The sequence below is a fragment of the Leptospira barantonii genome (assembly GCF_002811925.1).
GTDB lineage: Bacteria > Spirochaetota > Leptospiria > Leptospirales > Leptospiraceae > Leptospira > Leptospira barantonii.
In genome coordinates this window covers 1-1,514 of the sequence record NZ_NPDS01000016.1, presented here as the reverse complement: position 1 = coordinate 1,514, position 1,514 = coordinate 1, and the positions used below count along the sequence as shown (strand labels likewise).

Here is a 1,514-nt window from a genome sequence, read left to right as displayed (position 1 = left end):
AAAAACGATCGTGAGCATTTCCGACGGAACCCAGGAAATCGCCGCGGGTGCGGACGATCTCACGTCATTCTCGGGTGAAATGCACGGACAAGCGGAACAACTCGGTCAACTCATCGGCAAATTTCAAGTAGCCGACGGTGATCGCAATCAATCAACGGAGAAAAATTAATGAGCATTCGTACTCGAATTTCCATTTACTTAGCAATCGTCCTCTTTCTCGGATTTTCCATACTTGCGGTGATTAACTCGATCAGTTCGTATCAAAATCTGAAAGCCGAAGTGGAAGGAAGTTCCAAACTTACTTCCGAACGTTGGTCTTTGGAAGTGAAGGACATTCTCGACTCCGCGATGTTTTATATAAGAGGATTTCGTTCTCCCTTGATGTTCACTTCTCCTCCGAGAGAAGCGATGGTCGAAGCCATGAAAGAAGTGTTAAACCGAAATTCGAATTTTTACGGAATCTGGTTTGTCTACGAACCGAACGCGTATGACGGACAAGACGCGAAGTATAAAAACACTCCGGGACACGACGCGAGCGGAAGATTCGTCGCGTATGTTCATCAGACAAAGGATCCGGGTAAGAGCACTCTCGAAGCAGGAGTCGGCTACGACAACACGGACTCGAGCGGCGACTTCTATCAGATTCCTAAAAAGAAAAACGTGTATTTGGTTACGGATCCTTACATTTATTCGGTCGCCGGCGGCGAAAAAATTCTCATGATCTCCTTGGTCGCACCGGTCAGCTTGGGCGATAACTTCCGAGGCGCGGCCGGAATCGACTTAAAGATCGAAGATTTGCAAAAGATATTCGGAGAGGTAAAACCGTTTCGAGATCAAGGTTATCTTACTTTACTTTCGCCTAAGGGTATTTATGCGGTCAACGGTGATAACCCCGAACTCGTCGGAAAAACGATCGAAAACAAAGAGGAACTCGAATTCTATCTCAAAGAAAGCGCGGAAGGAAAAGAATTCGTTCGAGACTCGGGCGGTCATACACACTACTACTTTCCGTTTCACGTAGGGAAGGACAAAAGTTATTGGGTGATGCAGGTCAGCATTCCGAACTCGATCTATACAAAAGAAGTCTTAAGTATTCTTTTCAAAAGTTTCTTAACCGCGATTCTCATTTTGATTTCGGTTTTGATCTGTCTGCATTTTATATTCCAAAAATTGATTACTGCGGGACTTCTCAACGCGATCGGTTTCTCCGAAGAAATCGCAAAGGGAAATCTCGTCGCGGAAAAAACGTATCATCGTCCCGATGAGATCGGAACCCTTCTCAATTCTATGAATCAGATGCGGGAGAATCTCCTCAAGGTCGTTCGTGAAATCGGCGGCTCAGCGGACGTGTTGAAAGGAACTTCGGAGAAGATGGCCGATTCTTCGAGAAGTTTTTCCGATGTCGCTCAAACACAAGCATCCGCCGCGGAAGAATCTTCGGCGGCCGTCGAAGAACTCGCGGCTTCCGCACAAAACGTCGGGAAGTCCATGGAAAGAGCCGTTTCCAGTATGAA

1 protein-coding gene is annotated in these 1,514 nt (G+C 46.6%); it reads left to right on the top strand.

What is annotated here, in order from left to right:
- Positions 1–168: 168 nt before the first annotated feature.
- Positions 169–1,514 (top strand): methyl-accepting chemotaxis protein (locus CH367_RS20685; RefSeq protein ID WP_133124144.1); only part of this gene is annotated, 1,346 nt, incomplete at its 3' end.